Annotated in this window: 23 protein-coding genes; 8 read left to right on the top strand and 15 right to left on the bottom strand. The window is 75.9% G+C overall.

Annotation, left to right across the window (positions count from 1 at the left end):
- The first annotated feature begins 8 nt into the window (after positions 1 to 8).
- Complete coding sequence (locus tag RMN57_RS29975) at positions 9 to 401, top strand: hypothetical protein (RefSeq protein ID WP_313766411.1); 393 nt, start codon at positions 9 to 11, stop codon at positions 399 to 401.
- 56 nt (positions 402 to 457) lie between these two features.
- On the opposite strand, the gene RMN57_RS29970 is transcribed toward RMN57_RS29975, so the two are convergent.
- The 5 genes from RMN57_RS29970 to RMN57_RS29950 all read right to left on the bottom strand — a co-directional run bounded on the left by RMN57_RS29970 (position 458) and on the right by RMN57_RS29950 (position 3890).
- On the bottom strand, positions 458 to 1114 hold the full coding sequence (locus tag RMN57_RS29970) for a Pr6Pr family membrane protein (protein WP_313766410.1): 657 nt from the start codon (positions 1112 to 1114) through the stop codon (positions 458 to 460).
- A gap of 162 nt (positions 1115 to 1276) precedes the next feature.
- Positions 1277 to 2188, bottom strand: coding sequence for a phosphotriesterase (locus RMN57_RS29965; protein ID WP_313766409.1), 912 nt, complete (start codon positions 2186 to 2188; stop codon positions 1277 to 1279).
- On the bottom strand, positions 2185 to 2688 hold the full coding sequence (locus RMN57_RS29960; protein ID WP_313766408.1) for a carboxymuconolactone decarboxylase family protein: 504 nt from the start codon (positions 2686 to 2688) through the stop codon (positions 2185 to 2187). Before RMN57_RS29960 ends, RMN57_RS29965 begins: the two co-directional genes overlap by 4 nt.
- 32 nt (positions 2689 to 2720) lie before the next feature.
- The gene (locus RMN57_RS29955; RefSeq protein WP_313766407.1) at positions 2721 to 3308 is read right to left on the bottom strand and encodes a DUF4865 family protein; all 588 of its coding nucleotides are present in this window, start codon (positions 3306 to 3308) and stop codon (positions 2721 to 2723) included.
- A gap of 15 nt (positions 3309 to 3323) precedes the next feature.
- Positions 3324 to 3890: a TetR/AcrR family transcriptional regulator gene (locus RMN57_RS29950; RefSeq protein WP_313766406.1), complete on the bottom strand. Its 567-nt coding sequence runs from the start codon at positions 3888 to 3890 to the stop codon at positions 3324 to 3326.
- Positions 3891 to 4060: 170 nt separating this feature from the next.
- Between RMN57_RS29950 and RMN57_RS29945 the strand changes: the two genes are divergently transcribed.
- Entirely contained in the window at positions 4061 to 5050 is a 990-nt protein-coding gene (locus RMN57_RS29945) for an aldo/keto reductase (protein ID WP_313766405.1), read from the top strand.
- A 125-nt stretch (positions 5051 to 5175) separates the two neighbouring features.
- Here the strand turns inward: RMN57_RS29945 and RMN57_RS29940 are convergent, their stop codons facing one another.
- The 6 genes from RMN57_RS29940 to RMN57_RS29915 all read right to left on the bottom strand — a co-directional run bounded on the left by RMN57_RS29940 (position 5176) and on the right by RMN57_RS29915 (position 11254).
- Positions 5176 to 5943, bottom strand: a complete 768-nt coding sequence (locus RMN57_RS29940) for a winged helix-turn-helix domain-containing protein (RefSeq protein ID WP_313766404.1) — start codon at positions 5941 to 5943, stop codon at positions 5176 to 5178.
- A gap of 83 nt (positions 5944 to 6026) precedes the next feature.
- Entirely contained in the window at positions 6027 to 6212 is a 186-nt protein-coding gene (locus RMN57_RS29935; RefSeq protein ID WP_313766403.1) for a hypothetical protein, read from the bottom strand.
- A gap of 462 nt (positions 6213 to 6674) precedes the next feature.
- Entirely contained in the window at positions 6675 to 7223 is a 549-nt protein-coding gene (locus RMN57_RS29930; protein ID WP_313768016.1) for an ATP/GTP-binding protein, read from the bottom strand.
- 97 nt (positions 7224 to 7320) lie between these two features.
- The gene (locus tag RMN57_RS29925; protein ID WP_313766402.1) at positions 7321 to 7788 is read right to left on the bottom strand and encodes a DUF742 domain-containing protein; all 468 of its coding nucleotides are present in this window, start codon (positions 7786 to 7788) and stop codon (positions 7321 to 7323) included.
- 8 nt (positions 7789 to 7796) lie between these two features.
- Positions 7797 to 8216 carry a roadblock/LC7 domain-containing protein gene (locus RMN57_RS29920; RefSeq protein WP_313766401.1) on the bottom strand — a complete coding sequence of 140 codons (420 nt, stop codon included), beginning with the start codon at positions 8214 to 8216 and terminating at the stop codon, positions 7797 to 7799.
- Positions 8213 to 11254: a nitrate- and nitrite sensing domain-containing protein gene (locus RMN57_RS29915; protein WP_313766400.1), complete on the bottom strand. Its 3042-nt coding sequence runs from the start codon at positions 11252 to 11254 to the stop codon at positions 8213 to 8215. Before RMN57_RS29915 ends, RMN57_RS29920 begins: the two co-directional genes overlap by 4 nt.
- 597 nt (positions 11255 to 11851) lie before the next feature.
- Between RMN57_RS29915 and RMN57_RS29910 the strand changes: the two genes are divergently transcribed.
- The 3 genes from RMN57_RS29910 (at position 11852) to RMN57_RS29900 (ending at position 16567) form a co-directional block, all read left to right on the top strand.
- The gene (locus RMN57_RS29910) at positions 11852 to 13681 is read left to right on the top strand and encodes an AMP-dependent synthetase/ligase (RefSeq protein WP_313766399.1); all 1830 of its coding nucleotides are present in this window, start codon (positions 11852 to 11854) and stop codon (positions 13679 to 13681) included.
- 443 nt (positions 13682 to 14124) lie between these two features.
- Entirely contained in the window at positions 14125 to 15258 is a 1134-nt protein-coding gene (locus tag RMN57_RS29905) for a polysaccharide deacetylase family protein (RefSeq protein WP_313766398.1), read from the top strand.
- A 424-nt stretch (positions 15259 to 15682) separates the two neighbouring features.
- Positions 15683 to 16567 (top strand): nitroreductase/quinone reductase family protein, encoded by an 885-nt coding sequence (locus tag RMN57_RS29900; protein ID WP_313766397.1) that lies wholly within the window; start codon positions 15683 to 15685, stop codon positions 16565 to 16567.
- Positions 16568 to 16773: 206 nt separating this feature from the next.
- Here the strand turns inward: RMN57_RS29900 and RMN57_RS29895 are convergent, their stop codons facing one another.
- From RMN57_RS29895 to RMN57_RS29885, 3 genes are all read right to left on the bottom strand, one after another.
- Complete coding sequence (locus RMN57_RS29895; protein ID WP_313766396.1) at positions 16774 to 17574, bottom strand: SGNH/GDSL hydrolase family protein; 801 nt, start codon at positions 17572 to 17574, stop codon at positions 16774 to 16776.
- Positions 17575 to 17907: 333 nt separating this feature from the next.
- A complete protein-coding gene (locus RMN57_RS29890; RefSeq protein ID WP_313766395.1) occupies positions 17908 to 18558 on the bottom strand; it encodes a hypothetical protein in 651 nt (216 codons plus the stop codon).
- 206 nt (positions 18559 to 18764) lie between these two features.
- Entirely contained in the window at positions 18765 to 19676 is a 912-nt protein-coding gene (locus RMN57_RS29885) for a hypothetical protein (protein WP_313766394.1), read from the bottom strand.
- A 696-nt stretch (positions 19677 to 20372) separates the two neighbouring features.
- On the opposite strand from RMN57_RS29885, the gene RMN57_RS29880 reads away from it, so the two are divergent.
- Both RMN57_RS29880 and RMN57_RS29875 read left to right on the top strand, forming a co-directional pair.
- Positions 20373 to 21542, top strand: a complete 1170-nt coding sequence (locus RMN57_RS29880) for an exonuclease SbcCD subunit D (RefSeq protein WP_313766393.1) — start codon at positions 20373 to 20375, stop codon at positions 21540 to 21542.
- Positions 21539 to 24586, top strand: a complete 3048-nt coding sequence (locus RMN57_RS29875; RefSeq protein ID WP_313766392.1) for an SMC family ATPase — start codon at positions 21539 to 21541, stop codon at positions 24584 to 24586. The genes RMN57_RS29880 and RMN57_RS29875 overlap by 4 nt, the downstream gene beginning before the upstream one ends.
- 332 nt (positions 24587 to 24918) lie before the next feature.
- Here RMN57_RS29875 and RMN57_RS29870 read toward each other — a convergent pair whose 3' ends face one another.
- Positions 24919 to 25149: a hypothetical protein gene (locus RMN57_RS29870; protein WP_313766391.1), complete on the bottom strand. Its 231-nt coding sequence runs from the start codon at positions 25147 to 25149 to the stop codon at positions 24919 to 24921.
- A gap of 178 nt (positions 25150 to 25327) precedes the next feature.
- Here RMN57_RS29870 and RMN57_RS29865 point away from each other — a divergent pair, with 178 nt between their 5' ends.
- Positions 25328 to 25942: a DUF1990 domain-containing protein gene (locus tag RMN57_RS29865; RefSeq protein ID WP_313766390.1), complete on the top strand. Its 615-nt coding sequence runs from the start codon at positions 25328 to 25330 to the stop codon at positions 25940 to 25942.
- Positions 25943 to 25988 lie beyond the last annotated feature (46 nt).

The following is a 25988-nucleotide window of genomic DNA, read 5'->3' as shown; positions in this document are numbered from 1 at the left end:
GCCCCGCCATGGTCTTCAACATCGGCAACCAGCAGGGCGGCGTGGTCAACAACGTCGCGGGCGACCAGACCGTCCACGGCGGCCAGTCGGGCCACCTCACCGCGGACGGACAGGACGTGCGCGGCCTCGTCGGCGAGCTCCGGACCGCCGTCGAACAGGCGCAGCTGCCGCCCGCGATGGTGCCCGAGGTCCGGGCGGAGCTGAACTCCCTGGACACGGAGGTCAACCGCCCGGAGCCGGACCGTGCCGCGGTGGCCGGCCGCCTCACCCGGATCACCCGGATGCTCTCCACGGCCGGCAGCCTCGCCGTCGCCGGCTCCAGGCTGATCGGCCCGATCACCGCGCTGGCCGGCTGGTTGGGCACCCTTGGCCAGCCGATCATGCATCTGCTCGGCGGCTGAACCGGGCGCGGCGGCGTTGGTCGGGCCACGAGGCAGGAGGGGGTGACGAGCGCCGCTCAGGTCGGGCGGGCGTGGGCGCGGCGCGACCCGGCTCCGGTCCAGGCAGCCCGGCGTCGGGCGGCGGTGTTGCCCAACCAGACCAACGCGGCCCCGGTGAGGGCGAAGCCGCAGGCCGTCAGGAAACAGGCACCCGCAACCCGCTCGTAGCCGCGGGGCAGGGCGGGGTCGAGGAACGCGTACGGGTACCAGTCGGTGACCGCACCGCGGACGAGCGTGTAGCCGAGGTACAGCAGGGGGAACGCCAGCCAGGCGGCCAGCGCCGGCAGCACCCGGATCCGGCGGGCCGGCGGGTCGACCAGCCAGTCGGCGAGCATGACGGCCGGCATCACCCGGTGGAGCACCTGGCCGGCCCAGGGGAGCATGACCTCCCCGGGGTAGCTCGCCAGCCCCAGGCCGTAGACCAGCCCGGTGACCGTCGTGCAGAGCAGCACCGCGCCGCGCACCACGGGCGGCACCGGGCGCCCACCGGTCAGCCCCGCCCGCCCGCCGAGCAGCAGGACGGCCACGGCGGCGATGTTGCTCAGGTTGGTGAAGTAGCTGAGGAAGTCCGGCACCCCGACCGGGCCGGTCGCGGCGTGGTAGCCGGCGACTCCCAGCGCCACGGCCGCGAGGGCGCCGAACGCGATCCGGCAGGGGGCCAACCATCGGGGCATCGTCGAATCCGCCTCTCACCGGGGGCGTCCCGGTCCGATCGTTCCTCAGATTCAAACCCGGACGGGCGGCCGCGGCCACCGGAGGACGAGCCGTGCACACGGGACGGACGGGCGCATGACGGATGCCGCGGAACGGACGGCCCCGGGCGGGTCCGGCCGCGGTCAGGCCTTCCAGTCGGCGGCCAGGGCCCGGGCCGGGTTGGCGGTGAACGCGAGGGCCGGCAGCTCCGGGCCGAACTCTTCGGCGAGCCGTGGGGCGAGGGCGGTCAGCAGGTGGGCGGGGCCGGGGGCGTGCCGGGCGGAGCGGGTGGTGGTGTCGGCACCGAGCAGGATCCGGTCGGCGTGGCCGGCGTCGAGCAGGGTGGCGAGGATGTCGAACAGGTGCCGCTCCGCGGCGGGGTCGCCCGGGGGCGGGGCATCCAGCGCCACGAAGACGCCGAGGTCGGCGAACTCGCGGATCGGCTCCAGGGCGGGGAGGCGGTTGAGGTGGCCCAGGATCAGCCGCTCGGGCGGGACGTGGAACCGGCTTCCGAGCTGGAACAGCACGGCCACCGGGTCGGTTCCGGCGTCGTGGTGGACGGCGATCGGGGCCCCGGTCGCGTGGTGGGCCTCGGCGGCCGCCCGCAGCACCCGGCGGGTGTGCCCGGTCATCGGTCCGTTGTCCCCCGCGACCTTGATCAGCCCGGCCCTGGTCCCGTCGGGGGCACCGCGCAGACCGGTGGTCAGTTCGGCGGTGAACAGCTCGGCGAGCCCTTCGTACAGCCCGTCGAGCAGGGCCCGGTCGTAGTGGACGGACTGGTGCAGGCCGGTGGCCGCCACCACGTGGACGCCGGTGGCGCGGGAGAGGCCGGCGAGCACGTCGTTGCCCCGGCCCGTCCCGTACGGGCTCCACTGGACGAACGACCGGCCGCCGGCCGCGGCGAAGGAGTGCAGCACCTCCTCGGCCGCCGCCGGGTCGTCCAGCTCCTCGCCGGGGAGACGGGGGCTGCGCAGGAACAGGTGGTCATGGGCGTCGCAGCGGCCGAGCTCGGCCGGGTCGAGGTCGCCCAGGACGGTACGGACGGCGGCGCTCATGCGGCGGCCTCGCCGTCCGTCGCCGGGGTGGCCGTCGCCGGGGTGGCCGTCGCCTCGCCGGCCGCTGCCTGCTCCGCCGCCACCCGGTCGGCCGCCACCTGCTCGTCCGCCGCCGCGAAGACGCCCGCGGCGACGCGCAGTCCGGCCAGGGCCTTGGGCACGCCGGCGTAGGGGGCGAGGTGGACCAGGACCTCGGTGACCTCCTCCCGGGTGAGGCCGATCCGCAGACTGTTGCGGACGTGGTCGGCGAGCTGCGGTTCGACGCCGCCGAGCGCGGTGAGGGCGGCCAGGTTGGCCACCTGGCGGTCGCGCAGGGAGAGCCCGGGCCGCTGGTAGGTGCCGCCGAACAGGGCGGTGACGATCCAGTCGGCGAAGCCGGGTGCCAGCGCGTCCAGCCCCTGCAGGGTGGCGGCCGTGGTCTGCGGGCCGGCCAGTTCGTCCAGCAGGGCGTGGCCGGCGGCGCGGTCGAGCGGCGCGGGGGCGAGTGCGGTGGGTTCCATGGGCTCGGTCGGTCCCTTCATCGGTCGGTCTCTCACCAGTGGCGGCCGGCCGGCAGCCGGTCGAGTTCGGGGCGGCTCAGGTGCAGCACCCGGAAGCGGGTGCCCGGGGTCCCGTCGGGCACCGGGCCGGACCAGAGGGCGAACCGCAGCAGCTCCCAGCGGTCGGGGTCGACGGCGACCGCGGCGGTGTGCAGGTCGGGGTGGTCGGGCAGGTCGGCGAGGGCCGCCTCGACCGCCTCGGCCGGGTCGGCGCCCTCGGGAAGGCGTTCCAGCCGGCGGGTCGCGGTGGCGGGGGTGCCGCGGCCCGGCCCCCGGCCCGTACCGTGGCGCAGCCCGGCACCGAGCCAGTGCCGGACGGCCGGACGGCCGAAGTCGGCACTCAGACCGCGGAAGCCCGGGCCGAAGAGGAAGCCGTTCATCCCCTCGGCGGTGCGCCAGAGGTAGAAGGGGGCGTAGGCGTTGACCGGCGAACCGTCCTCGCCGCGCTCCCGGACCAGGTAGGCCTTGGCGCCGAGCCCGGGGTGGGCGTCCAGCAGGTGGCCCCGGTCGGCGACCCGCCTGCGGATGATCCCCATGTCGTAGTCGGCGGGCAGGGTGATCTCGTACTGAATGGCGTACACGGGCGGCTCCGCTCCTCAGTCGGCCCGGTGGGCGGCGAGCAGGCCGAGGGCGCCGCGGACGGCCCGCTCGAACGGCTCGGCGCTGTCGGCGGCCCGGGCGAGGACGTAGCCGCCCTGGACGACGGCGACCACGGCGGCGGCGGTGTCGGCCGGATCGGCGGCGGCGCCGAGCTCGCCCGCGGCCTGGCCCTCGGCGATCAGCCCGGCGATCCGGCCGCGCAGCCAGTCGAAGGTCTCCTCCACGGGGGCGCGCAGCTGCGGGTCGGCGACGACGTCCGGGTCCTGGGCCATCCGCCCGATCCGGCAGCCGCGCAGCACGTCGCGCTCGCGGTGCAGGTAGGCGGCGATCCGCTCGTAGGCGGTGCCCGGGCCGGCGAGGTCGGCCTCGGCGACGGCGCGCAGCTGCGCGGCGCTGCGGCGCAGGGCGGCGGCGGCGAGGTCAGGCTTGCCGGTGAAGTGGTGGTACATGCTGCCCTGGCCCACGCCGGAGCGCTGCTGGATGGCCTTGGGGCTGGTGCCGACGTAGCCGCGCTCCCAGAGGAGTTCCTGGGTGCTCTCGATGAGGCGGTCCTGGGTTGCCATGGGCAGCACTGTACATACCTGTAGGTACAGCTGTACATACCACTAGGTACAGAATCCGCTCGCCCCCCGGCGGGCCGAGCGGGAAGACCGGGGCCGAACGGCGCGACGCGGCGGGGCCGTTGACCCTCGTCGATGGTTGATCCCGGCCGCGGGCTGGCAGGATGGCCGCCATGACCTACCTCGCCGCGGATGACCGCTATGCCTCGATGACCTACCGCCGGGCCGGCCGCAGTGGCGTGCAGCTCCCGGCCGTCTCGCTCGGCCTGTGGCACAACTTCGGTGACGCCCAGCCGCTCGACGTCCAGCGGGCGGTCCTGCGCCGCGCCTTCGACCGGGGCATCACCCACTTCGACCTCGCGAACAACTACGGCCCGCCGTACGGCAGCGCCGAGCGAAACTTCGGCTACCTGTTCGCCCAGGACTTCCGCCCCTACCGGGACGAGCTGTTCATCGCCAGCAAGGCCGGCTACGACATGTGGCCCGGCCCGTACGGCGACGGCGGCAGCCGCAAGTACCTGCTGGCCAGCCTGGACCAGTCGCTGGGCCGGATGGGCCTGGACTTCGTGGACGTCTTCTACTCGCACCGCTACGACCCGGACACTCCACTGGAGGAGACGATGGGCGCGCTGGACTCGGCGGTCCGCTCGGGCCGGGCGCTGTACGCGGGCATCTCCAACTACCCGGCGGAGCAGCACCGCGAGGCGGTGGCGATCCTGCGCGCCCAGGGCACACCGGTGCTGATGAACCAGTCGGCGTACTCGATCCTCAACCGCACCGTCGAGGGCGACGTGCTGGACGCGGTCGGCGACACCCAGACCAGCCTGATCGCCTACTCCCCGCTCGCCCAGGGCCTCCTGACGGACCGCTACCTGAGCGGGCAGGTGCCGGCCGGGTCGCGGATGTCGGTCGGCCACTTCCTCCGGGAGGAGGCGCTCACCGAGGCCAAGCTGGAGCAGCTGCGCGCGCTGAGCAAGGTGGCCGAGCGACGCGGGCAGACCCTCGCCCAGCTGGCGCTCTCCTGGGTGCTGCGGGACGAGCGCGTGGTGTCGGTGATCATCGGGGCGAGCAGCGTCGCCCAGCTGGACCAGAACATCGACGCGCTCGACGGCGGCCCGCTGACGGCCGAGGAGCTGACGGAGATCGACGCGCTGAGCCGCTGACGTCTCGCGCACGGTAGCCCTGACGCCACGTCACGGTGCCGCAGCAGGGAGGGCGTTCACGGTGAACGTCCTCCCTGCCGAACGCAGTGCACGTAGGCGGCCGACCGGGCTGGGCCTGTCCGACCCTAGGCCACCGGCGTGTACTTGTAGCCTACCCGACGGACCGTCACGATGCTTTCGCGGTAGGCGGATCCGAGCTTCCGGCGCAGCCGCGCCACGTGCACGTCCACCGTGCGGCCGTCCCCGACGTGGCCGTAGCCCCAGACGGCGGAGACCAGGTGGTCACGGGTGTGCACCCGCTGCGGGTGTTCGGTCAGGTGTGCCAGCAGCTCGAACTCCAGGTAGGTGAGGTCGAGCAACCGCCCGTCGACGTAGGCGTTCCGGCGCTCCACGTCGACGGTGATCCCCCGTCCGGCCGGGCGGACCGGACGGACGGCGGCCGGTCCACCGGCGCCCGCCCCCGCCGGGGCCGGGCCGGCCGGCGTCCCGGTCTCGGCGGGCACCAGCACCAGGTAGCCGACCATCGGGTGCCCGGGGGCGGCGGCGCCGAACTGCGCGCCGTACTGGGCGAGCAGGGCCTGCGGCAGCACGCCCGGCGGGAGCGCGGCGACGACCGCGGCCCCCTCCGGCAGCGCGGCGAGCAGCGCCTGCGGCGGCTGCGGGGCCTGCGCCGGGTGCAGCGCCGAGGGGGCCGGGACGGTCGGCGGCGCCGGAACCGCCGCGACGTCTGCCGCAGCGGGGGCCTGACGCTGTGGCGCCGCACCGCCGTGCCAGCGCTCGGCGGTCGATCGCCCGGCGGGCGACCGGTCGGCGGGCGAGGGAACGGAACGGACCGCGCGCAGGTGCGGGGTCGCGGCGGGCAGGGGCAGGGTGGCGGTGGAGGAAGAGGTCATGGTGCTGCTCATTTCGCGCGGAACGGACGGGGTGGAGTCGTCTGCGCGTCGACCGGGCGGGGTGTGCCGGCGCTGATCCGAGGTCAGCGGGCGGAGAGCCGGGACGCGCTGGGCGAGCCCGGACACGTCTGGTCGAACAGGTGCGGCTGCCGGGACGGCCAGAACGGTTCGAGGTCGGAGCGGCCGCGAACGGCTCCGGCCGCGCCGCCGGCGTCATGGGCGGCGGGGTCGGCGGCGGGCGCGGCCCGGGTGGGGAGGAGGGGGTTCACTGGTGCTCTCCGCGATGCGGTTCTGGGCAGCGGCGGCCGGTCGGACGGGTCCGACCGGGCCGGGTCGACGAGTCGACGGTTTGCCGGGCGGGGGCTCAGGCGCAGGCGCGCACGGCGGCCGGGAGGCCGCGGGGAGCGGGGCGCAGGAGGCCGGCCGGAGAATCCGTCGGGATACCGGGGGCTGGTCCGTCAGCGACAACAGGCGCTGCAGATCAGCGCCTGGTCGATGTAGCGGCGGACCGTCAGCGCCGGGGTGACCGGGGCGGGGACGGACGTGACGGCTGCGCGTCGCCGGTCGACGGTCACGTGCTTCCCTCCCCCTGCCGGATGTTCCGAGGCGCCCGGAATCGGAGCCCGGGCGGCCTTCGACCCCAGAGCCTTCCACGCCGGGCCGGTCGAGGCAACCTCCCGCACACCGAACGTCCGCAATGCGGACGCCCGAATGAGACGCCGGACTCGTCGTCAGACCCGCGCCGGTGCACCCCGGCGCCGCGCCGCGGCATGCTCGACCAGGGTGACCAGCAGTTCCTTCCCGTCCTCGCGCCGCCGGGCGTCACAGAGCAGCACCGGGATGTCGGGGTCCAGGTCGAGCGCGTCCCGGACCTCCTCGACGGTGAACACCTCCGTGCCGTCGAAGCAGTTCACCGCCACCACGAACGGGATGCCGCGCTGTTCGAAGAAGTCCACCGAGGGGAAGCAGTCCGCCAGCCGCCGCGTGTCGGCCAGGACCACAGCACCCAGGGCGCCGCGGGCCAGCTCGTTCCAGACGAACCAGAACCGGTCCTGACCCGGCGTGCCGAACAGGTAGAGCGCCAGCCCGGGCCGCAGGTCGATCCGGCCGAAGTCCATCGCCACGGTGGTGGTGCGCTTGGCCTCCACGCCCGAGGTGTCGTCGAACGGGCGGCCGAGCTCGCTCAGCTCCTCCTCGGTGCGCAGCGGACGGATCTCGCTGACCGACCCGACCAGGGTGGTCTTGCCCGCGCCGAAGCCGCCGGCGACCAGGATCTTCACCGCGACGCCCGGGCCGCCGCGCCAGCTCGGGTCGGTGGTCGCGGCGGCGCCGGACGCGCCCGTCGAGGCGGCGGGCGCCCCCGCCGGGGTGGTCGGGTCAGAGCGCACGGAGTCCATTGATCACGTCTCGCAGCAGGCGCTCGTCCGGCAGCTCGGCGAGCGGAACGGGTCGGGTGACGCTGATCAGCTCGGCGTCGTAGAGGTCGCCGAGCAGCACCCGGACCACGCTGACCGGCAGGTCGGTGTAGGAGCCGAGCTCGGCGACGGACAGCGGCTCCCGGCGGCACCAGGCCAGGATGGTCTGGTGCTCCGGGTCGAGCACGTGCGCGGGCACCGCCCCCGCATCGGGCCCCGGCTCGGCGGCGGTGACCAGCGAGATCAGGTCGAACAGGCCGTCCTCGACCGGCCGGGTACGGCCCCGGGTCATCGAGAACAGCCGCACCACCGGGCCGGCGTCGTCGTCGAACCAGCGGTCGTCGACCGGGGTGCGCGGCTGGAACAGGTCGACCTCGAGCGTGTCCTCACCCGGGTCGTCCTGTTCGCGCGTCGGCTCCTCGTCCGCCATCGGGCCGCTCATCTCACCGGCGGAGCGGCTTCGGTGCGCGGCTCGGCGGCCATGTGCTCGCCCACCCGCTTGACCAGCAGGGCCATCTCGTAGGCGATCTGGCCGATGTCGGCCTCGGCCTCGCTGAGCACGGCCAGACAGCTGCCGTCGCCGGCCGCGGTGATGAAGAGGAACGCCTCGTCCAGCTCCACCATGGTCTGGCGGACGCCGCCCACCTTGAAGTGCCCGCCGGCGCCCTTGGCGAGGCTGTGGAAGCCCGCCGCCACGGCGGCGAGGTGCTCGGCGTCCTCGCGGTCGAGGTCCCGGGAGGCGCCGGTGGCCAGCCCGTCGCTGGAGAGGATCACCGCGTGCCGCAGGGCCGCGACGCGCCCCACCAGGTCGTCGAGGAGCCAGTTGAGGTCCCCGGACGACTGCGTCGAAGTGGTCATGAATCAGTTCCTTCCGCTGAGGCGGGTGGTGCGGGTACTGCCGGTGTTCCGGATGGTGCGGGTCCTGCGGTCCGGGCCGGGGGCCCGGGGGGTCCTGAGGGTGGTGCGTACGGGGACCGGTCGGCGCGCGGCACCGGGGGCCCGGGCGGCACCCGGCGGGCGAGCGGCGCCGGAGAGCCACCGGAGGGCGCGGGCAGCGCGGCCGGGGCGGGCGCCGGGGCAATCGCGCGCCGGGACGGGTCCGGGGGCTGCCAGGCGGGCACGGCGACCGGACGGGCCGGTGCGGGCGCGGACCGGACCGTGGCGCCGCGTCCGCGGGTGAAACCGCGCTGGAAGGAGGTGAAGGCCGCCCGGGCCTCCTCCGGCGAGCGCTCCCGGGCGGGCTCGGCGGCCAGGGTGCCGGCGGTGCCGCCCGCCCCGGCGCTCCGCCGGGCCTCCTCGGCGGCGCGCTCCCTCAGCTGGGGCGCGAGGCTGGCCTGCCGGACGCGGCGCGGCAGCGCACCGGCGGCGCGGGACGGCAGCGGGGAGACGGGAGCGGTGTCGGCCGGTGTCGCCCCGGCGCGGGCAGCCCGGCCAGGGGTCGGCTCGGCGGGCGGCGCGTCGACGGGCGGGAGGTCGGTGGACGGCGCGTCGGCGAACGGCGCGGCGGCGAACGGCGGCTCGCCGGACGGCGCATCGGTGGCCGGCGCGTCGGTGGAGTGCGGCTCGGCGGCCGGCAGCTCGGCGCGGCGGTGCCGCCCGGTGCCCTGGCCTTCCTCCCCGTTCCCGTCCGGGGCCGCGACCAGCACCGGTCCGCCCTTGGTCCGGGAGCGGCGCGGCAGGCCGCCGGGGGTGCGGGCGGGCTCCGGCGCCGAGGGGCGCGGACCGCCGCTCCCGCGGTGCCGGCCGCCCTGGCCGGAGCCGCTGCCGGACCCGGCGGTCCGGCCGCCGGTACCCTCCTCGCCGCTCAGCGGGGGCACCGCGACCAGGTCCCGCTGACCGCGCCGCCCCGTCGCCGGACGCCGTCCGGCGGAGGCTCCGGCGCCGGACGCACCAGCCGGACCGGCCGCGGGGGCGACTGCGGGGGCGACTGCGGGGCCGACACCGGGGGCGGAACCGGCCCCCGGTCCGGCACCGGCGGCCGCCGGATCCGGCATCCCGTCCGGCGCCTCCGCCAGCAGCTCGCGCGGGACCAGCACCACCGCGGTGGTACCCCCGTACGGCGAGGGCCGCAGGTGGACCCGGATGCCGTGCCGCCGCGCCAGCCGGCTGACCACGAACAGCCCCAGCCGGTCGGTGTCCGCGAGGTCGAACTCCTGCTCCACCGCGAGGCGCTCGTTGATCTCGGCGAGGGCCTGCTCGCCCAGGCCGAGCCCGCGGTCGTCGATCTCCAGGGCGAAGCCGTGCGCCACCACCTCGCCCTGCACCGTCACCTGGGTGCTCGGCGGGGAGAACACCGCGGCGTTCTCGACCAGCTCGGCCACCAGGTGGGTGACGTCGGCGACGGCGCTGCCCAGCAGGCCGGTGCCGGGGAACGGCCGGACGATCACCCGGGCGTAGTCCTCGACCTCGCCGACGGCGGCGCGGACCACGTCCACCATCCGCACCGGCTTGCGCCAGGCGCGCCCCGGCGAGCCGCCGGCCAGGATGATCAGGCCCTCGGCGTGCCGGCGCATACGGGTGGTCAGGTGGTCGACCTTGAAGAGGTCCTCCAGCTCCGCCGGGTCCTCGGTGCGCCGCTCCATGGTGTCCAGCAGCGTCAGCTGGCGGTGCAGCAGCACCTGGCTGCGGCGGGCCAGGTTGACGAAGACCGCCGACACGCCGCGGCGCAGCTCGGCCTGTTCGACGGCGGCCTCGACGGCGGCCCGCTGCACCGCGTTGATCGCACGGCCGACCTGGCCGACCTCGGCCGGACCGAACTCCAGCTCGGGCGCCTCGACCGCGACGTCCACCGCCTCGCCGCGGCGCAGCCGCAGCATCACCGAGGGCAGCCGGGTGCCGGCCAGCTCGTTGGCCGCGTTGCGCAGGCCGATCAGCTCGCGGGCGAGGCCGCGGCCGATCCGGTAGGAGATCACCACCGACAGCACCACCGCGACCAGGCCGATCGCACCGGCGATGCCGCCGCGCCAGAGCAGGCCGATCGCGTAGGAGTGCTCGCGGTCGCCGATGGTGCCGGCGAGCCTGGTGTTGATCGCGGCGAGATCGCCCAGCGCGCGGTCGGCGGTCTCCCGCCAGGAGTCGCCGTTGATCGCCTGGACCACCCGGTCCGGCCCGCCCGCGCCCACGAAGTCGGCCTCGGCGCGGGCCAGCGCCGCCCAGGCCTCGCCGCCGCGCAGGGCGATGTAGTCGGCCTGGTCGACCGGCTCCAGCTCGGCGACGTAGACGGTGAAGAGCGCCTGCTGGTTGTGCAGGGCGTCCAGCGCGACCTGGTACTGCTCGGCGGTGGGCTTCCCGCGGGCGGTGCGCAGCCCCTCCATCGCCGCGTCCTCCTGCGACAGGTACTCGCGGGCGCGCGCCAGCTCGATCAGGATCGTTCCCTGCCGGGGCAGTTGGCCGCTCTGGCGGGCGACGAACGCGGACCGGAAGCCGAAGGTGGGCTTGACCAGGTCGCTGTACTGGCCGAGCGCGAACTCCCAGTTGAGGGCCGAGCGGCCGATCTGGGCGCGCAGCGGGGTGAGCTGGTCGGCGGCGGCGAGGATCTGCAGGTAGCGGCCGCGCTGGGCGGCGTCGAGCCGCCCGTTGCTCTCGTCCTTCTTCTGCCGCAGGGCGGCGAGGCCCCGGTCGGTGACACCCTGGGCGTGCTCGAAGGCGTCCCGTGCGGACCGCGAGGCCGGGTCGGCCAGCCGCTGGACGGCGGCGCGCCGCTCGTTCTGCAGCGCGTAGGCGTACTGGTCGACCGGAGTCCCGAACTCCTTGTACGTACTGCTGGCCTCCAACTGGCTCCAGACGTCGCCGGTGGTGGCGAGCGTCGCGTACGCCCACAGGGCGGTGAGAGCGACGATGGGCACCAGGAGCAGCGCGATGATCTTCGCGCGGATCGAGCTGCTGCGCAGACGCATGGAGTCCTCGGTCGGGAAGTGCCAGGCGCGGACGGGGAGCGGTTCGAGGAGCCGCCGGCGGGGAGCCTAGGGCGGGCGGACGACATCGGGACGGCGACGGGGGGCGGCGGGCGGTCTTGAAGCGGTCGGGCGAACGGGCGGAGCGGTCGAACGAACGGGCGGAGCGGTCGGGCGAACGGGGCGTCATGACAGGTGCATGACGCGTAGAACGCAGACGGACAAACGGTGGTACGGGCGGTGGCCGCCAGGTCGAGCGGGCCTCGTCGGAGGGTCCCGGCCTCGGGTCTGCGAGAGCCTACTACGCCCTGACCACTCGTTCGAGGGTCGAACCCGTCCTCTCCCCCACCCCGACGCGATCATGTCCGGATCATCCCCGACGTCCCGGAATCGCCCCCTCGTCCGACCCGCCCGCACGCGCCGCCACGACACTCACCCAACGGGCCGGTGCCGATCTCGTCGCGTCACGGTCACAACCCTGGGCAGTGACAGAGCTATCCGATAGTTTCGCTCCACCTGCCCGACCGGCCGGCGGCGCCGCCGATCCGGACGCCCGCACCGGACCGGCAGGCCGGGGCCGCGAACGCGATCGGGGGTACAGTGCGCGAGTTCACCTCCCCCGCACCGGCCGGCCCCCCGGCCCGGGGCGGACTGGCCGACTCGCTCTACGACACCGCCGAACGCTCCCCCGGGCTGGTCCAGCTGGCCCGCCGGTCCGGGAGCGGCGAGGAGTGGCACGAGGTCACCGCGAGCGTCTTCCGGGACGAGGTGATGGCACTCGCCAAGGGCTTACTCACCCGGGGCGTGCGGTACGGCGACCGGGTCGCCCTGATGTCCCGGACCCGCTACGAGTGGACTCTGTTCGACTACGCACTCTGGTCCGTCGGCGCCATCACCGTCCCGGTCTACCCCACGGCGTCGGCCGAGCAGGTCCGCTGGATCCTGGCCGAGACCCAGGCGGTGGCCTGCCTGGTCGAGGACGAGGACCACGCCATGACGGTCGGCGCCGTCTGCGACGCCCTTCCCGAGCTCACCGGCATCTGGCAGCTGGACCGGGACTGCACCGCCGCGATCACCGAGGACGGCCGCGGGGTCCCCGACTCGCTGGTGCACCGCCAGCGGCTCGGCGTCACGGCCGAGAACGTCGCCACCGTCGTCTACACCTCCGGCACCACCGGCCGGCCGAAGGGCTGCCTGCTCACCCACGGCGACCTGGCCACCGCGGCCGACGCCCTGCTCGACGGCTGGGGCGACGTCTTCCGGGACACCGGCGGCCCCCAGCCGTCCACCCTGCTCTTCCTCCCGCTCGCGCACGTCTACGGCCGGATGGTGCAGGTCGCGGCGGTGCGCGGCGGCTTCCGGATCGGCCACGTCGCCGAGGTCTCCACCGACTCCCTGCTGCCCGCGTTCGCCTCCTACCGGCCGACCTTCCTGCACATGGTCCCGTACGTCCTCGACAAGGTCTTCCACCAGGCCCGGCGGGCCGCCGAGGAGGCCGGGCGCGGCGAACTCTTCGAACAGGCCCGCCAGGTGGCCGTCGAGTGGGCGACCGCCCGGGAGCAGCGCGCCCTCGGCCGCGGCCCCGGCCCGGGCCCCAAGCTGCGGCTGCGCCACCTCGCCTACGAACGCACGGTCTACCAGCGGCTGCGCGCCGTCCTCGGCGGCCGGGTCCGCGGGATGATGTGCGGCGGATCGTCGCTCGGCCGGGAGCTGGGCCTCTTCTTCACCGGCGTCGGACTCGACCTGTACGAGGGCTACGGCCTGACCGAGACCTCCGCCGCGATCACCGCCAACCCGGCGGGCCGGCAGAAGCTGGGCACGGTCGGCCGGCCGGTGCCCGGCGCCACCGTGGCCATCGCCGACGACGGCGAGGTCTGGGTGCGCGGCGCCGGCGTCTTCGGCGGGTACCTCAACCACCCGCACTGCACGGCGGAGTCGCTCTTCGACGGCTGGTTCGGCACCGGCGACCTGGGCAGCCTCGACGAGGACGGCTACCTGACCATCACCGGCCGCAAGAAGGACGTCATCGTCACCAGCAGCGGCAAGAACCTCGCACCGACCGCCCTGGAGGAGCGGGTCCAGGCGCACCCGCTGGTCTCCCAGTGCCTGGTCGTCGGCGACGACCGTCCGTACGTGGCCGCGCTGATCACGCTCGACCCGGCGGCGCTGGCGCACTGGCTGAAGACGCACGGGCGGGGACAGTTGGACCCGTGGGCGGTGCTCTCCGACGAGGAGCTCCACGCGGAGATCCAGCGGGCGGTCGCGGCCGCCAACACCGCCGTCTCGCGGGCCGAGTCGATCCGCGCTTTCCGGCTGCTGCCGCGGGAGTTCGACGTGGACCAGGGCCTGCTCACGCCCTCGCTGAAACTGCGGCGGTCGGCCATCGTGGCGTACTACGGGCAGGACATCGAGGAGTTGTACGCACCCTGACGGGCGTGGGCCGCCAGGCCTCCGACTGCGGCTGTTCTGACGGAGCGTCTTGTCCCTTTCGCTGCAGGCGGTTCGGACGGGCGGTCGGCGCGCGGTTCGGCCGGCCGGTCGGGCGCGCGGTTCGGCCGGCGGTTCGGTGCTCGGTTCGGCGTGTGTATCGCCCGCCGCTCCCTTGACGATCCGAGTGGTCCAGTCCATTGTTTTGCCTCGGTCTGAGTGCGGCACGCCGACGGCTCCCGCCCCTCGGGGAGCGTTCCACCCGTTCCACGCGCCCTTCCCAGGGTCGCGCCCACGCCCCCGCTCCCCCACGCAGGAGTCCTCACGTGTCCACCTCTGCACGCCCGTTCACCTCTGCACGCCCGGCTGCATCCTCATGCCCGGACGCGTCTTCGGACCCGGTCGCCTCTTCCGACCCGGTCGCGCCTTCACGCCGGTCCGTCCCGGTGCGGCTCTCCGCGCTGGCCGCGGGCGCACTGCTCGCCGTCTGCGGCCTGGCGGCGCCCGCCGCCGCCGACCCGTCGCCCGCCGCCGGCGCGGCAGGCGTCACCGCACCCGTCGCCAACCTGGCCACCAACCCGGGGTTCGAGATCCCCGCCTCCTCGCTGGCGGACTGGGGCAGCGTCCCCGGCTGGCGCTGCACCGGCGGCCCCGCCGAGGCGGCCGTCACCACCACGGCTCCGCACTCCGGCGGGTCCGCCCTCGGCGTCACCCCGGCGAGCGACGACTCCAACGGCGAGTGCGCCCAGACCGTCTCCGTCCGGCCCAACACCACGTACACCGCCTCGGCCTGGGTCCGCGGCAGGTACGTCCACCTGGGCGCCACCGGCACCGGCCGGGACGTCGCGCCGGCCTGGACCGAGAGCACGAACGGCGGCTGGCAGCAGCTCACCACCCGCTTCACCACCGGTCCGGACGCGCGCACCGTCCGGCTGTACGTCCACGGCTGGTACCAGCAGGGCCCGTTCGCCGTCGACGACGTCCGCGTGGACGGTCCCGCCCCGGCGCCCGCCACCGGTGCCGGCTCGGTGCCGACCGGCGACCGGGTCGTCTTCTTCACCGTCGACGACGGCTGGCAGCGCACCCCCGAGGCGGAGCGATTCATCGCCGAACACGGGCTGCCGATCACCGCGTTCCCGCTGCCGATGCCGGCCGCGACCGACCCCGGCTTCTTCCGCCGGGTCACCGCCGTCCCCGGCTCCTCCGTCCAGGACCACAGCGTCTCCCACCAGGACCTCTCCAAGCTCCCGCTCGCCGAGCAGCAGGTGGAGATCTGCGACGCCCGGGACTCGCTGACCCGCCTCTTCGGCACCGCCCCGACGGTCTTCCGCCCGCCGTACTTCGCCTGGAACGCCGACACCCTGCAGGCCGCCGCCAACTGCGGCATCCGCACCGTACTGACCGCGAACGCCGACTTCAGCTGGGGCGCCTCCAACATCTGGCACGAGGGCACCCTGTCGCCCGGCGACGTCGTCCTGCTGCACTGGACCGACACCCTCGCCACCGACCTCCAGCGGGCGCTCGCCGCCGCCGAGGCGGCCGGCCTCAAGCCGGCCGGCCTGGCCTCCTACCTGCACTGACCGGCCCAGGGCGTTCCGCCGGTCCCGGGGGGACCGGCGGAACGGCCGTGGCGGGCTTGGCAGCCGTGCCCCGAGGGGGGCGAAAGCCCCGGGAGGACGGTTCGTTGACACGGGGCGGGCCGGGTGGCTCTAATGAGGGCGTGCAGCGTGGCGTCGGCCAAAGAGAACTGGGCCGGCCGACAGCCGAGCGAGCACCTTCACAGAGGGACGATGCGCGATGAGTACTCACTCCGCTCCCCTGATCTGACCTCAGCGGCCGCCGCGGCGCTCCTGAGCCGGTTCGCATGACCGGCCGCTGAGCCCCTGCCGCTCACCCGTACGCGCCGTCAACGGTCGGCGCGGTCACGGCTGCGCAGCGGCCGGGCGCTCGCGCAGCGCCGCTTGTGGCCTTCCCATCCCCATGTTTCGGAGAACCCACAGGCGTATGCCCATGTCTTTCAATCAAGCGATCATCGAGGAGTTCCGCGCCAACGCCGGGAAGGTCGGCGGCCCGTTCGAGGGCGGCGATCTCCTACTGCTCACCACCACCGGCGCACGGTCCGGCCGCGAGCACACCGTGCCGCTCGGCTACGTCCGCGCGGAGGGGCTGCTGCTGGTCGTCGCCTCGGCGGCCGGAGCGCCGGAACACCCCCAGTGGTACCGCAACCTGCTCGCCCACCCGGTGGTGCGGGTGGAGCTCGGGACGGAGGTGTTCGAAGCCGTCGCCGTCCCGGCCGAGGGCGCGCGCCGCGACCGGCTATTCGAAGCCGTGGTCCGGGTCGCACCCGGCTACGGCGACTACCAGGCGCACACCGAACGGGTGCTGCCGGTGGTGGCGCTGGAACGGCCCGCCGCCGAGGCCGAGCCGCGCGCGGTGGCCAACCTCGCCGACAAGCTGGTGGAGGTCCACACCTGGCTGCGCGCCCACTTGCGGCACGTACGGGAGGAGACGGAGGCGTACTTCGCCTCCGGGGCGGCGGGCGACGGACGCCCGCCCGGACTCGGGCTCCAGGTGCGGCAGCACTGCCTCGCCCTCTGCGAGGGCCTGACGCACCACCACACCGGCGAGGACGCCGCGATCTTCCCGGCGCTGGCGCGGAGCCATCCGGAGCTGCGCCCCACCCTGGAACGCCTGGGTGAGGAGCACCGGGAGGTGGGACGGATCAAGGACCGGCTGGTGGCGCTGCTCGCCGGCATCGGCGTGGCCGACCCGCAGCTGTTCCGGGCCGAACTGAAGCGGATGTCCGCCGAGTTGGAGGCGCATCTCGACCACGAGGAGGCCGAGCTGCTGCCCGTTCTCGCCGGCATCCCGTTCCCGCCGCGGCGCTGAGACGGTGGAGCGGGACCGCACGCGGGGCCGTCGGGCGACCTGGCGCGGGGCCGTCGGGTGACCGGGCCCGGGCGCCGCGCACCGGCTCCCGCCCGCGGGCCGCAACGCCGGGGCCCGGCCCGCCTCACCGTCGAGGCGAGCCGGGCCCCGGCGGGCGTGCGGCCGACGGCCTGACCGGCACCCCGGCCAGGTCCGGAGGAGCGGCCCTAGACCTGCGCGGAGAAGACCGGGAGGTAGCCGCCCGAGTGGCCGGAGGCCTTCGGGTGGTAGCTCTCCTCGATGGGGAACGTGGTGCTGTTCAGCCAGGTCGTGGCGGAACCGCAGATCTCGTGCTCGGTGAAGATGCTTCTGACGTCGCCGAAGGCGAAGCCCGCGTTGGCGGCACGCTTGGCGATCACGCCGTCGAGGACGTCGGCGGCGCTGTTGATGGCCTTGCGCTTGGTGTCGCCGATGCCGAAGATGCAGCTGCCACCGATCTTGTAGAGGTGGGGGTAGCCGAGCACGACCACGCGGGCGTTGGGGGCCTTGGCGTGGATCGCCGCGTAGACCTGGTCGAGCTTGCCGGGCAGGGTGTTGTTGGCGTAGGCCTTTGCGGTCTCGACCGCGTTGATGCAGGCGCTGTCGGAGTCCAGCACGCAGGTCTGCATGGTGCTCGCGAAGCCGGCGTCGTTGCCGCCGACACTGATGCTGACCAGCGTGGTGGAGGAGTTGAGGACGGACAGCTGGTTGTTGATCACGTCGTCGGTCCGCGCGCCCGAGCAGGCGGTGAACGCGAAGGACGACGGCGCGTGGGCGTTCTTCCAGAGGTAGGCGTAGGCGTTGGTGCTCCGCTTGCAGCTCCCGCTCTCGGCGGTGTAGCTGCCGGCGCCGAGACCGGAGGCGTAGGAGTCCCCCAGGGCGACGTAGTTGACGCCGGCTGCGCTCGCGGAGCCGGCGGCGGAGAGGGTGGTGAGGGTGAGGAGAGCCGTGAGGGCGGCAACGGACATGGCACGGGTGGGGCGCGGCATGACACCTCCAGGGAGTGACGTGAGTCACAGATTTGATACCAGGCAGTAGGTATCGCGGGAAGTGCCCATGCCAGGACAATTGACGGTCCATCCGACAGCCGCGGGGTGAACTGCCGCGCGGGCGCGGCGAAATGCGCTGGTCACACCCCGGCGGCGCGCTCTGTGCGGGCGTTCCGGCTCACCCGTTCGGCCGTCCGCCCTGCGGGTCGCCGGACGGTCGGGCGCCGGACGGTCGGGCGCCGGACGACCGGGCGGGCACCGGGAAGGTGCGGACGGCAGAGGACCCGCCCGTCACGGCATCTGTCGTGGGGTCAGGCTGAACCCGACTCCCGGTCAGTCCCCGGCGGGACGGACGGCGCTCGCACCGGTGGGGGTCGCGTCCGCCCCGGGGAACACCTCGCAGCCCGCGACCGGGAGCTCCTCGATCTCCTCGTTGGCCGCCGCCGGCACACCGAGCCACCGGACGGCGGTCGCCACCGCCGCCCGCGCCTGTCGCAGTCCGGGCGCGCCCCAGCCGAGCAGTTCGACCGCGAGGCCGGGCGCGACCAGCAGCCGGCGGTAGTGCCGACCCGAGGCCGGGTCGGGCGCGCTCGGCCCGACCGCGCGCAGGACGGCGGCCATCCGGACCCGGGCGCACTCGTGCCCGTTGTTGGCCGACCCCACCCGGTCGTAGAGGTAGCCGAGGTAGTACGGCGTGCCGATCGACGCCTGGGCCTCCTCGGCGGCCTCACGGGCCAGCGCGGAACCGGGGTCGCCGCCGTCCTCGGGCTCCAGCGAGCCGCCGGGGAGGGAGACGATGCCGTCCCTGGGGTTGACCAGGGTCAGCACCCGGCCGTCGGGCGCGAACAGCCAGCCCCACGACTGCTTCACCGGCAGCCCGGCGGGCACCCGCTCGCCGGGTCGCCACGGCCAGCCCGCGGTGGGACGCCGGCGCACCTTGCCGAGCAGCTCGGCGATCTCCGCGCTGTACTCGATCCGGCTCATGCGTCCCCCCTTTCGGTGTCGGGCTCGCCGGACCGGCGGTGCGCGGGGAGGGCCTGCGGTGCGCGGTTCGGGGCGGAGCGGCAGAAGCGCCGGCGTGGGGAACCGCACGCTTCTGCTGTTGATCTTCCCCGAAATCTTCCCCGAACAGGCGGTCGATGAACAGTCCCCAGCGCCGCTTGGTGGACACCGGGCCACGAGTTGCCTGGTCAGGCCAGGGGCCCACCGCCCTCGCCGTCCGGGTCGTCGGCCACCGGCGGAGCGGGGTCCGACGACCCGGGAGCGGGCCCCCGGCCGGACCGCGGCGGCCGGACCGGCGGAGGGTCGGGGAGTGCGAACCCCGGCAACGGGATCGCGCCCGGAGGGTAGGGCAGGCCACGGCCGACGTCGTCGGCGAGCGCGTCGAACACCTCCTGGGCGGTCATCGGCCGCAGCCGGCCCCGCGCCAGGGCCCAGCCCCGGATCACCTGGCCGCCGGGCGCGGCCGGATCCCCGTGCAGCAGCAGCGCACCCTCCCCGCCGGCGGCCGCACCTGCCGCCAGCGTGACGCAGAAGGCCTCCACGTCCCGGCCCGCGCCGAGCAGACGGCCGCCCGCGACCCGGACGTCAGCCGCCGCGGTGAGCTCCTCGCCGTCCTCCGGGCCGTGGCAGCGCAGCGTGAGCAGGTGGCCGCCCTCGCCCGCGCCGTCGGTCAGCGTCAGCCAGACCGCGGCCACGTACGTCATCACGGCCACCAGCCGGGGCTGCCCGAGCGGGCCCTCGCCGACCGCGTCCATCAGCGTGCCGCCGGCCACGGTGATCCGCACCCTGGCCCGGTGATCGTCCAGCAGGACGGGCAGCAGGTCGGTCAGCCGCTCCCCCGCGTAGACGAACGGCTCCCCCGCCAGCTCCGGATCGGCCGCATAGGCGACGCGCCCCGCGGCGCCCGCCGGATCGAACCCGTAGGCCTCGCAGTAGTCCTCGAAGTCGGGCGGGTCGAGCACCCGCAGGTGCACCTCCACCCCCTCCGCCCGCAACGCCCTGAGCTGGGACTCCGTCCGCCGCAGGTACTCCCGGTAGGCGAGCGCCCCGAACAGGCCGTGCCGGGCCAGGCCGGCGAAGTCGGCCGCGCGGACGGCCACCGCGAGCGCCACCGGCTGCGGCGGCGGCGCGCCGCGCGCCCGGCCCCGCGGGCGCGGTCGGCCACCGGGCCCACCCGGCATCCGGAAGCCGGCCCAACCGCCGCCCGGCGGACCACCCGGCCCGCCCGGGGGCCCGCCCACGGGGCCGCCGCCCGGCGGTCGGCCGGCGCGGGGCCGCCGCGAGGAGAGCCGGACACCCGGACGCGGCGCCGACACCCGCGCACCGGCACCCGCCGCGGCACCGGCGCCCGTTCCCGCGCGGGCCGTCCGACCCGCGCGCATCCGCGACAAGGCCTGCTCCACCCGACCCGCCGGGCGCCCACGACCCACCGCGCGCGCCGCAGGGTCGGCGAACCGGACCCGGAGCTTGAACTGCACAGACATACGCCCTCCCATTCGCTCGTGGCCGGTCGGACCACTCCGCCCCCGAGGCCCGAGGCCCGAGCCCCTGAGCCGCACCGGCGATCGCGACCGTACACACCGTCACTGACAATCCACTCTGAGCGATCATCGCAGCCCGGAGGCCCCGGAGCGCCGGAACCCCGCACCACACCGCACCGACGGCCACGACCGTACACACCGTCACCGACAATCCACCCTGAGCGACGGGCGGCCCCTCCGGCCGGGCCGCCCGCGGGGCGCCCGGGCCCGCTGTTCCGGCCGCGTTGTCAGTGGCGGGCGTTAGGGTCGGGGACCATGCGGCTGCTGCATACCTCCGACTGGCACCTCGGGCGCTCCTTCCACCGGGAGAGCCTCCACGACGCCCAACGCGCCTTCCTCGACCACCTGGTGGCGGTGGTCGAGGCCGAGCGCGTGGACGCCGTGCTGGTCGCCGGCGACGTCTACGACCGGGCGCTGCCGGGCCTGGACGCGGTCGCGCTCTTCGACGACGTGCTGCACCGGCTGGCCGCGCTCGGCGTGCCGACGGTGTTCATCAGCGGCAACCACGACTCGGCCCGCCGGCTCGGCGTGGGCGCCGGGCTGATCGGCCGGGCGGGGATCCACCTGCGGACCGACCCCGGCGAGTGCGCGGCACCCGTGCTGCTCGCCGACGAGCACGGGCCGGTCGCCGTCTACGGGCTGCCCTACCTGGAGCCGACGCTGGTCCGCGAGCGGTTCGGGCTGGAGCGCGGCGGCCACGCGGCCGTCCTCGGCGCGGCGATGGACCAGGTCCGCGCCGACCTCGCGGCCCGCCCCGCGGACACCCGGGCCGTGGTCCTGGCGCACGCCTTCGTCACCGGCGGCGCGCCCAGCGACAGCGAGCGGGACATCGCCGTCGGCGGCGTCGCCTCGGTGCCCGCCGCGGTCTTCGACGGCGTGCACTACGCGGCGCTCGGCCACCTGCACGGGTGCCAGACGCTGGCCCCGCACCTGCGCTACAGCGGCTCCCCGCTCGCCTACTCCTTCTCCGAGGCCCGGCAGCGCAAGACCATGTGGCTGGTCGACCTCGCCGCCGACGGCACGGTCGCCGCCGAGCGGATCGACTGCCCGCAGCCGCGACCCCTCGCCTGCCTGCGCGGCCGGCTCGACGAGCTGCTCACGGGCGAGGAGTACGCGCCGCACGAGCAGTCCTGGGTGCAGGCCACGCTGACCGATCCGGTGCGCCCGGCCGAGCCGATGGAGCAGCTGCGCCGCCGGTTCCCGCACACCCTGCAGCTGCTGTTCGAGCCGGAGGAGAGCCCGGCGGTGCCGTCGCAGTCGTACGCGGCGCGGGTCAGCGGCCGCGCCGACCTGGAGATCGCCGAGGGCTTCCTGCGGCACGTCCGCCCCGGCGCCGAGCCGGATCCGGACGAGCTGGACTGGCTGCGCGAGGGCTTCGAGACCGTCCGGGAGACCGGCGACCGGAAGGCGGAGCTGCCCCGATGAGACTCCACCGGCTCACCGTCACCGCCTTCGGACCGTTCGCCGGGTCCGAGACGGTCGACTTCGACGCACTCGCCGCCGGCGGCCTGTTCCTGCTGCGCGGCGCCACCGGCGCGGGCAAGAGCAGCGTGCTGGACGCCGTCTGCTTCGCCCTCTACGGCGAGACCCCCGGCACCCGCCGGGCCAACCGGCTGCGCAGCGACCACGCCGACCCGCGGCGGCTCACCGAGGTCCGGCTGGAGCTGACGCTCGGCGGGCGGCGGCTGCAGATCACCCGGCTCCCGGAGCAGCTGCGGCCGAAGAAGGTCGGCACGGGCACGACCGTCGAGCGGGCCCAGACCCTGCTCCGCGAGTGGTCCGCCGACAGCGGCGACGGCACGCCCGGCTGGCGGGCGGTCAGCAAGTCGCACCAGGAGGCCGGCGAGGAGATCCACCGGCTGATCGGGATGAGCCGGGACCAGTTCTGCCAGGTCGTGCTGCTCCCGCAGGGTGACTTCGCGCGATTCCTCAAGGGCGACTCGGAGGAGCGCAGCAAGCTGCTGCGGCGGCTGTTCGACACCGAGCGGTTCCAGCACGTCGAGTCCTGGCTGGCCGAGCAGCGCCGGGCCCAGGAGGCCGCCGTCCAGGCCGGGCGACGCAGGCTCCGGGACTTGGCCAGCAAGGCCGAGCAGGCGGCCGGGCCGCAGGCCGAGCCGGCCGTGGCCGGGGTGCCGGCGGAGGACGAACCGGCCCACTCCGCAGCCGATCTCACCGACGGCGTGCTCGGCTGGGCCGCGATCCTGCGCAGCGGCGCCGCCGAGCAGCTGGCCGTCGCCGACGCCGCGCTGGCCGGTGCGGAGGCCGAGCACCGGCGGGCCCAGCAGGCCCGGGCCGACGCCGAGGAGCTGGCCGGACTCCAGCGGCGCCACCAGGCGGCGGCGCTGGAGGCGGCCCGGTTGGCCGAGGCCGGCCCGGCCATGGAGCGCGACCGGCTCCGGCTGGCCGAGGCGCAGTCCGCCGTCGGCGTGGAGGCGGTGCTGCACCTGCGGGCGGGCGCCGCCGATGCGCACCGCGGGGCGCACGAGGAGGAGCGCCGCCGCCGGGCCGCACTGGCCGGGGCGCCCGGCGAGGGCCCGCTGCTGGCCCGGGCGGAGACCGACGAGCTCACCGCGGCGGAGCAGCGGCTGCGGGCCGAGGCGGTCCGGCTGGAGGCGGCCCAGGCCGACGAGCGCCGGTGCGCGGAGCTGGCCCGCGAGCAGGAGTCGCTGGACGGGGACCGCCGCCGGGCCGAGGAGCTGGCCGAGGAGGCGGCCGACTGGCTGGCCGGGTTCGACGACCGGCTGGCCGCGCTCCAGGAGGAGCAGACGGCCGCCCGCACGGCCGGCGCCCTGGTCGAGCGGCTCGACGCGCGGCGGGCCGAGGTGGCGGAGCGGCTGGACGCCGCCCGCCGCCGGGACGGCCTGCGGGCGGAGATCGCGGCGGCCGAGCCGCGGGCGCTCACGCTGCGCGCCGAGGCGCTGGACGCCCGCGAGCACAGCCAGGACGTCCGCGAGCGCCGGCTCACGGGCATGGCCGCGGAACTGGCGGCGCAGTTGCGGGCGGGCGAGGCGTGCCGGGTCTGCGGTTCGCCGGAGCATCCCGAGCCGGCCCGCCCGTCCGGCGGCCAGGTCGGCGCGGCGGACGAGGAACGCGCCCTGGCCGCCCAGGCCGCGGCCGAGCAGCGGGCCGGGGCCGCCGAGCGCGAGCTGGCCGGCCTGCAGGTCCGCGAGGCCGCCGCCGCGGGTGCGGCCGGCCCGGAGAGTGCGGAGGCGCTGGCCGCAGCGCTCGCCGAGGCGGAGCGGGAGCGCCGGGAGGCGCTGCGCGTCGCGGAGGGGCTGGGCGCGGCCAACCGGCGGATCGAACGGCTGGCGGAGGAGCAGGCGCGCCGGCTCTCCGCGGTGCGCGGTGCCGGCGAGCGCACGGCCGTGCTGACGGACCGGATCCAGCTGCTCGCCGCCGAGCGGGAGGAGCTGACCAGGCGGGTCGCCGAGGCCCGCGACGGCGCGCCCTCGGTGGCCGCCCGCGCCGCGGGCCTGGCCCGCCTCGCCGACGGCGTCGCCGCGCTCGCCGCGGCCGCCCGGGCCGGTGCGGACGCGGCCCGGCGGCTGAAGGAGGCCGACGACGAGCTGGCCCGCGCGGCCGTGGACGCCGGGTTCCCGAGTCCGGCGGAGGCCGCGGCCGTCCTGCTGCCCCGGGAGCAGCGCGAGCGGCTGGAGGGCCGGCTGGCGCGGTACCGCTCGGAGCTGGCGGCGGTCGAGCGGCTGCTCGCCGAGCCCGGCCTGGCCGCGGCGGCGGCCGGCCCGCCGGCCGACGTGCCCGGTGCCCAGAGCCGGCTCCGGACGGCGGTCGACCGGCTGCGGGGGGCACACGCCGCACAGCAGGCCGCGCGCGAGCGCTGCGAGGCGCTCGCCGGGATCGGCCGGCAGCTGGCCGAGCTGGCGGCGTCGCTGGCCCCGACCCTGGCGCGGTACGGCCGGATCAACCGGCTCGCCGCGCTGGCCGCCGGGACGTCGGTGGAGAACCGGCTCCGGATGCGCCTGGAGTCGTACGTCCTGGCGGCCCGGCTGGAGCAGGTCGCGGCGGCGGCCAGCGACCGCCTGGTGCGGATGTCGGGCGGCCGGTACACCCTCGTCCACAGCGACGACCGGGGCACCGGCAACAAGCGCTCGGGGCTGGCGCTGCGCGTGGTGGACGCCTGGACCGGCACCGAGCGGGACACCGCGACGCTCTCCGGCGGCGAGAGCTTCTTCGCCTCGCTCGCCCTGGCCCTGGGCCTGGCCGACGTGGTCACGGACGAGGCCGGCGGCATGCCGCTCGACACGCTCTTCATCGACGAGGGCTTCGGCACGCTGGACGAGCACTCGCTGGAGGAGGTCATGGACGTCCTCGACGGCCTGCGGGAGCGGGACCGCGCGGTCGGCATCGTCAGCCACGTCGCCGACCTGCGGAGCCGGATCCCGGCGCAGCTGCTGGTCCGCAAGGGCCGGCACGGCTCCACGCTCGCCCTGGCCGGGCGGGAGGACGCCTGACCGCCGGGGCGTAACGGCAGGGCCGGCCGGGCGGTGCTGTCGGGCGGACGCCGCTACCGGCCGGACGGGAGGCGCCGCCGCAAGCCACCTGCCGCACGCCGAGAGCAGGTAGGACGTCCGAGGCCCCCGGACGGGACGGCGTCCGAGGGCTCGGCGGGGCCCGGGGTCCTGCCCGGACCCGTCACGCGTCAGCCGGTCGCGGGTGATCGGCCGGCCGGCGGGTGGTCACGGGGTGAAGCGGGAGCGGGTGCACGGCCGACGGCCGGAGGGCGGTCAGCAGGGCCGAGTGGTCGAGCCGCAGTGACGGCGGACGAGCGGACGTGGACCGGCGGTCAGCCGGAGCAGGCGATCCGCTGGGCCTGCTGCCAGGCGCAGACGGGGCAGAGTGTGGTGCCCGGGTGGTCGGCGGGCAGTTCGGTGGGCTCGCCGCAGAGCACGCAGTCGGCGCGCGGACCGGTCGCGTCGGGGTCGTGGACCAGCGCGGCCGCCGCAGCCTCGGCCGCGTCGGGGGTGAGGGCGCAGATCGGGCCGTCGCCGCCGGTCTGCACTGCCGCTTCGCTCATGACGCCTTCCTACTCCGCCGCCCGGCCGGAATCAAGGCCCGCCCGGCACCCCGCCCGGCACCCCGCTGGGCGCGGCACGGGCGCGGCACGAGCGCGGCGGCCACCCCGCAAGCCGGCCGACCAGGCGGCCCAGCACCCCCGGCGCCGGTCGCGCGTCCGCCGCGGGTACGGTGACCGGGTGTCCGCCACCCTGCTCCGACGCCTCACGGCCGCCCGGGCCGCCGCCCCCAACTACCCCGAGGTGGGCGCCACCCGGGGTGCCCGGCTCCCCGCCGGGTACGCGCACCTGCGGCGGCGCATCCACCTCGGGCACGGGCCCGAGGTACTGGAGCGGGCCGGCCGCTACGTACTCGGCTGGGGCTGCCAGCTCGGCAGCGGCTTCGCCGTGCACCCCTACGCGCCGGCCGAGGAGGGCGCGACCGTCCTGCTGCGGCTGGCCCTGCCCCGACTGCGGCGGCCCCAGCTGGTGATCCCCTGCCGGGTGGTGTGGACGGTCGACGAGCCGGACCGGATCGGTTTCGGGTACGGGACGCTGCCCGGCCACCCGGAGTGCGGCGAGGAGGCGTTCCTGGTCAGCATGGACGCCGACGGCGAGGTCTGGTTCGAGGTGACGGCCTTCGCTCGGCTCGCCGCCTGGTACGCGAGGCTCGGCCGCCCGGTGTCGGTGCTCTGCCAGTACCTGGCGATCGAGAGCTATCTCACCTCGGTGGCCAGGGCCGTCGCCGGCGGCGCCGCCGCCCCTGCCGCCGACGCCCGCGCCACCGCCGCCCGCGCTGCCGGCGGGCGGGCGTAGGGGGGCGTAGGGCGGCGGCGCAGGGACGCCGCGCCGTCCGGCCGGC

Origin of the sequence: Kitasatospora sp. CM 4170 (genome assembly GCF_032110285.1) — a bacterium.
Taxonomy (GTDB): domain Bacteria; phylum Actinomycetota; class Actinomycetes; order Streptomycetales; family Streptomycetaceae; genus Kitasatospora; species Kitasatospora aburaviensis.
This window is presented reverse-complemented; position numbering and strand designations above follow the sequence as displayed.